Source organism: uncultured Sphingomonas sp. (assembly GCF_946477935.1).
Taxonomy (GTDB): Bacteria; Pseudomonadota; Alphaproteobacteria; order Sphingomonadales; family Sphingomonadaceae; genus Sphingomonas.
Genome location: NZ_CAMLAC010000246.1, coordinates 1 through 5117, shown reverse-complemented (window position 1 = coordinate 5117; position 5117 = coordinate 1). Strand labels below are relative to the sequence as shown.

General features: G+C 65.6%; 3 protein-coding genes. 2 read left to right on the top strand and 1 reads right to left on the bottom strand.

All coding sequences use genetic code 11. From position 1 onward, the window contains the following. Positions 1-898: DUF4173 domain-containing protein (locus Q0U08_RS17610; RefSeq protein WP_298092935.1), on the bottom strand; the 898-nt coding region annotated here is incomplete at its 3' end. Here Q0U08_RS17610 and Q0U08_RS17605 point away from each other — a divergent pair. Then, on the top strand, positions 888-1763 hold the full coding sequence (locus tag Q0U08_RS17605) for a hypothetical protein (RefSeq protein ID WP_298092933.1): 876 nt from the start codon (positions 888-890) through the stop codon (positions 1761-1763). The two genes, Q0U08_RS17610 and Q0U08_RS17605, sit on opposite strands and share 11 nt — an antisense overlap. Positions 1764-1987: 224 nt before the next feature. Continuing rightward, positions 1988-4933: a TonB-dependent receptor gene (locus Q0U08_RS17600; RefSeq protein WP_298092931.1), complete on the top strand. Its 2946-nt coding sequence runs from the start codon at positions 1988-1990 to the stop codon at positions 4931-4933. The last annotated feature ends 184 nt before the right edge of the window (positions 4934-5117 follow it).

Genomic DNA, 5117 nt, shown 5'->3' with positions numbered 1-5117 from the left:
GGAGCTCAAGGCGGAGATAGCGCGTCCGGTCACGCAGGATCGGGGCGGCGCGGTGTTCGAGGTCGATCAGCGGCAGGAGCGCGGAGGGGCCGAGGCGAGCAAGATAGCACAGGTCGAGCTGGTCTGCGCGCCGGGCATGGTCGACGTTCCAGCGGGCGGCGACCGCGCCGAGATCGATCACGTCGGCGGCGACCAGCGTGACCAACGCGGCAAGCGCATTGGCGTTGACGAGCCAGCGCGCGCTGCGGCCCGCAAGCAGGCGCCACCCGATCAGTACGAGGCCGGTGGCGACCAGCGCCATCCAGGCGAGCGCGGCAAGGCGCAATTCAGTCAGCGAATAAGCGAGAATATAGTCGAACAGCCGGATCATGCTGGATGCGACGAGCAGCACGTTCTGCGCCAGCCACAGGACGAGCAGGCGGCGCACCGCGGGCCGCCGCGCGCCTGCGCTGTCCGGTGCGAGCGCGACGAGCACGAACAGCCCGGCGAGAAGCGCGGTGACGATCAGCAGATAGGCGCCGCGATGGGCATATTCGGCCAGCGTCACCCCATCGGGAAGGGGGGCGCCGCTCCACAGGAAGACGAGGTCGAGCCCGTTTTGGAGCGCGAACACGGCGTTGAACGCGGTGAGCGACAGCATCAGGCTTGCCGTGGACAGGCCGGGCAGGGCGGTACCGTGCGTGAAGGAGGGCAGCGGGATGGCGGCATGGACATGCGGACGGAAGCTGGGCCAGATCAGGGCGAAGACGATGGCGGAAAAGATCAGGCGGCCGGCAACGTCCCAGAGGGACGTGGGCAGGATCGCGCCCAGCGCCGTGCCGACCAGCGGATTGGCCATGCCGAACAGCGCCAGGAACAGCACGCTGCCGAGCAGCGATCGCGGCGCAGTGATCCGCATCCTCGCGATCGCTGCCGTCGCGGTGCGCCGAGCCGAGCAGGCGCGCAGCGTCGCGAAACGGACGGGTGATGCTGGCGAGCGCGTGCAATGCGAGATCGAGCGCCCAGCCTGCGGCATCGCGGAAGCGGCGGCGCAGCACCAGCGCGGCGGAACTGATCGCCCCCCAGAAGAGCAGCCATCCCAGCGGATTGGGATCATCGACCAGCACGAGGGCGAACAGCGCGGCGAGGGCGAGCAGCGTGGCGGGCGCCGCGCGGCGCATCGCCGGGACGGCGGCGCCGAGCAGCACGCACCAGCCGAACGCGAACGCGCCGAGCGTCCATCCCGGCTCCCGGCCATAGAAGAGCTGATGCGCGAGGATGACGAGCAGAGCGGCGCCGGCGAGCTTGGCGGCAAAGGTGCGGCGATGGAACGATGGTCGACGGGGCAGGGTGGGTGGCATGACTATCCTCCGGTGATGACGATCAGCCGCTGGTCTGACGATGCGCCGTGGAGGACGGATGCGGGCTGGGGTGTGCTTCGCATGGAGGCGCGGTGCAGATTCGGTGCATGGACCCCTGCGGGGTTTCGGCTGTCCGACTTCGATCACCTTTGGTCACCCTCACCCTTCCGCGGCTGCGCCGCTCCCTCCCGCGACGGGCCGGCCATGCCCCCGGCATGGCCTAAACAGCGCGGGGCGCTGTTTACCCGGCGCGCCCACCGGGTGAGGGCGATCAGCTTTGCTCATCCCTTTCCTGAAGGGGATCGGTGCGCGCGCCCTTTGCCGGAGCAAGGCGTTTTTTTTGGGCGATTGCGCCCCGATTTCCTTGGGGGGCGGCTCGGGGGTCACACGATCCTGATCGCGGTTCGCTCTAGTCAGACTTAACCCGGTGAAGGGAGGGCAGGGCCATACCCGATCTGGCGGTGGCCGTCGTTCCGGGCGTCCGGAGGCTTCCAAAAACACAAGCTATGGCAGCTTTGTAGATGGCCTATTGCAGACCGATTATACGAAAGGTCGTATAAACGCGCTTGCGCCACTGCCCGCTTCGCCATAATCCGCTGTCCGAGTAATGCCGGCTGGAAGAAGCTGGCCTTGGAGGGGTTATATCCATGGCATTCAAGCCATTCATTCTCGGTTCTGCATCGCTGGTATCGCTGATGCTGGCTCAGCCGACCTGGGCGCAGACCGCCCCCAATAGCGGCGGCATTCCACAGGATCTGCCCGAACAGGCATCGGACGGCACGGTCGCACGCCAGGAAGGCGATGCCGTCACCGCCGATCAGGCGCCGGCGGCCGCCCCCGAAGACGATATCGTCGTCACCGGCGTGCGCGGCAGCATCATCGGCGCGATCAACGTGAAGCGCGACGCGACGCAGATCGTCGATTCGATCGTGGCGGAAGATGTCGGCAAGCTGCCCGACAACAACGTCATCGAGGCGTTGCAGCGTGTGACCGGCGTGCAGGTGACGAACCGCACCGGTGGCGAGGCGGCGGGCATCTCGATCCGCGGCCTGAACGACGCGCTGACCACGATGAATGGCCGCAACATCTTTACCGCGTCCGGCCGTTCGTTCGCGTTGCAGGATATCCCGGCGAACCTCGTCAAGCGGATCGACGTGTACAAGACGCGCGCGGCCGAGCAGATCGAGACCGGGCTTGCCGGCCAGATCGACGTGTTCACGCGGCGGCCGTTCGATTTTGACGGCTTCGCGATCTCGGGCGTCGCACGTGGCATCTACAACGAGCAGGCGGACACGTTCAATCCGAACGTCTCCGTGCTGGTCAGCGATCGCTGGGAAACGGGGATCGGCGATGTCGGCGTGCTGGTGAACGGCAGCTATGCGCGCACCAAGTACCGCGACATGACGGTGACGGCGGGTGCGCTGGTGCCGTTCGCTGCGACCACCATTCCGGGCAGCGGGGCGGCGAACACTTGTACCCCCTCCAACCCGAACGGCTGGGTGGTGCTGGAGCGTATCCAGCCCGGCGACTGTCGGGCACCCGGCCAGGCGCTGTGGCAGCCGGGCACCGATCGCGGTCTGGCGACGGCGCCCGGATCGACGCTGCTCGTCAACGGTCAGCAGACGCCCTATTATCTGTCGCGCGATGCGGTGTTCAGCTCCGACCTGACCGGCCAGCGGGAACGCCCGGCGGTCAACGCGGCGATCCAGTGGGCGCCCAATTCCAGTTCGGAATACACGTTCGAGTTCTTCTGGAACCAGTACAAGGCGAATACCTATAACAGCCTGATGTTCTCGTTCGTCGACTGGTGGGGCAATCTCGGCACCAACCCGTTGTCGACGGTGGGGCTGTATGACGGCACCAATCTGGTGAAGACGCGGGCGGTGGGCGACGTCTTCGGCTTCAACTCGGGCGATTACACGCGCAGCAAGACCGACAGCTTCGTCTATGCACTGAACGGCAAGTGGGACGTGGGCGAGCGCGGCAAGATCGTGGCCGACCTGTCCTACCAGACCAGCCGGTTCGACACGCAGTTCATGGCGATGCGGCTGGACCGGGTCGCCCGGCAGATCGACGTCGACTTCAACGCCGGCGGCGGCATTCCCTCGTACAATTTCAACGACAATGCGCTGCTGCTCGACCCGGCACAGTGGCGGGTCGCGGAGTTCTACGACAATGCCAACCGTTCCAAGGGCTCGGCGATCACCTTCCAGGTGGATGCCGATTATACTTGGGACGAGGGGTTCCTCCGCAAGGTCAAGGCGGGCCTGCGCTATGACGATCGCAAGGCGGCGGATTCGGTGCGGACGCAGGATGCGGGCGTGCTGGACGTAAACTTTGCGACGCTCGATCGCGGGTTGCAGACGACGAATGGCGGCTTCTTCGACGGGCGGGCGGACGTGCCGACCTCGTGGCTAAACGTCAACGGCAGCTATCTGTACAAGAATGCCGACGCGATCCGGTCGCTGTACCGTGCGCGCAACGTCGGCAATCTCAGGCTGTCGGATCAACTCGCGCTGACGCAGGTGTTCGACATCAACGAGATCACCATGGCCGCCTATGCGCAGGCGGATGCCGAGGTTTCGATCTTCGGCCGGCCCTTCGCGATCCAGGCGGGCGTGCGCTATGTCGACGTCGATACCGACTTCACCTTTACCGACCGCTATGCGGTGCCGCTGCTGACCACGGCGGGGTCGCAGGCGACGAACCGCTTCCTGCCCGCGGTGACGCTGCGCTACGACATCACGAACAATTTCCGTGCGCGGTTCAATTATGGTCAGACGCTGCGCCGGCCGGGCTTTGCGGACCTGAACCCCAACTACCAGTTGACCGGCGACCTGACCAATGTCGGCTATGGCACGGGCAGTGGCGGCAATGTGAACCTGCGCTCGACCGTGTCGAAGAATTACGACGTGGCGCTGGAATGGTATTTCGAGCGCAACAGCGTGATCTACGGCACACTGTTCCGGCGTGAGATCGACGGGCTGGTCGTGCCGATCACCTCGCTGGTGAATGTCGAGAATACCGGGCTGAACACCAACCGCTTCCTGGTGACGCGGCCCGAGAACGCGTCGAACGGCGTGCTGAAGGGGGCGGAACTGGGGCTGACCTACTTCCCCAGCTATCTGCCGGGTGTGCTGAACGGGCTGGGTTTCGTCGGCAGCCTGACGGTGCTCGACTCGCGGCAGAATATTCCGCAGGTCGATCTGAACGGCACCGTCACGGGGCAGGATGAATCGTCCTTCTTCGGCGTGTCGGACTTCTCGTACAATGTGACTGCCGCCTATGAGCGCGGGCCGATCGGGGCGCGACTGTCCTATGTGTGGCGCAAGGCGTTCCTGGCGAACAACGAGGCGCGGCTGTTCGCAGGCCCGATCGGCGTGTGGCGGCGGCCGGAGTCGAGCCTCGACTTCCAGTTGACCGCGAGCATCACGCCGCGGCTGGGGCTGACCTTCGATGCGGTGAACCTGACCAACTCGAAGCAGCAGACCTATTACAAGTTCCAGGATGCCGGGAACCAGGACCAGTTCAACCTGGCGACGACGCTGCTCAGCCGCACCTTCGCGGTCGGCGTGCGCTACAGCTTCGACTGAGCCGGCCGGTCCGTTCCGGGTGACAAGGACACGGGCTCCGCTGCGGCGGGGCCCGTTTTTTGTGGGGCGGCGGAACTTTTTGGCAAAAAGTGCACGGCCCTGCATTTTCGTGTTGACGGGTGTGAGTGTCTGACCTAGATGGCTGTCACCGCAGCGACGGACCGGATGGTTTGGAAGCGAGGCG

Bases quoted from the DNA above. Each gene is read 5' to 3' on its own strand.
- Q0U08_RS17600 (WP_298092931.1), top strand. From the start codon at position 1,988: ATGGCATTCAAGCCATTCATTCTCGGTTCTGCATCGCTGGTATCGCTG.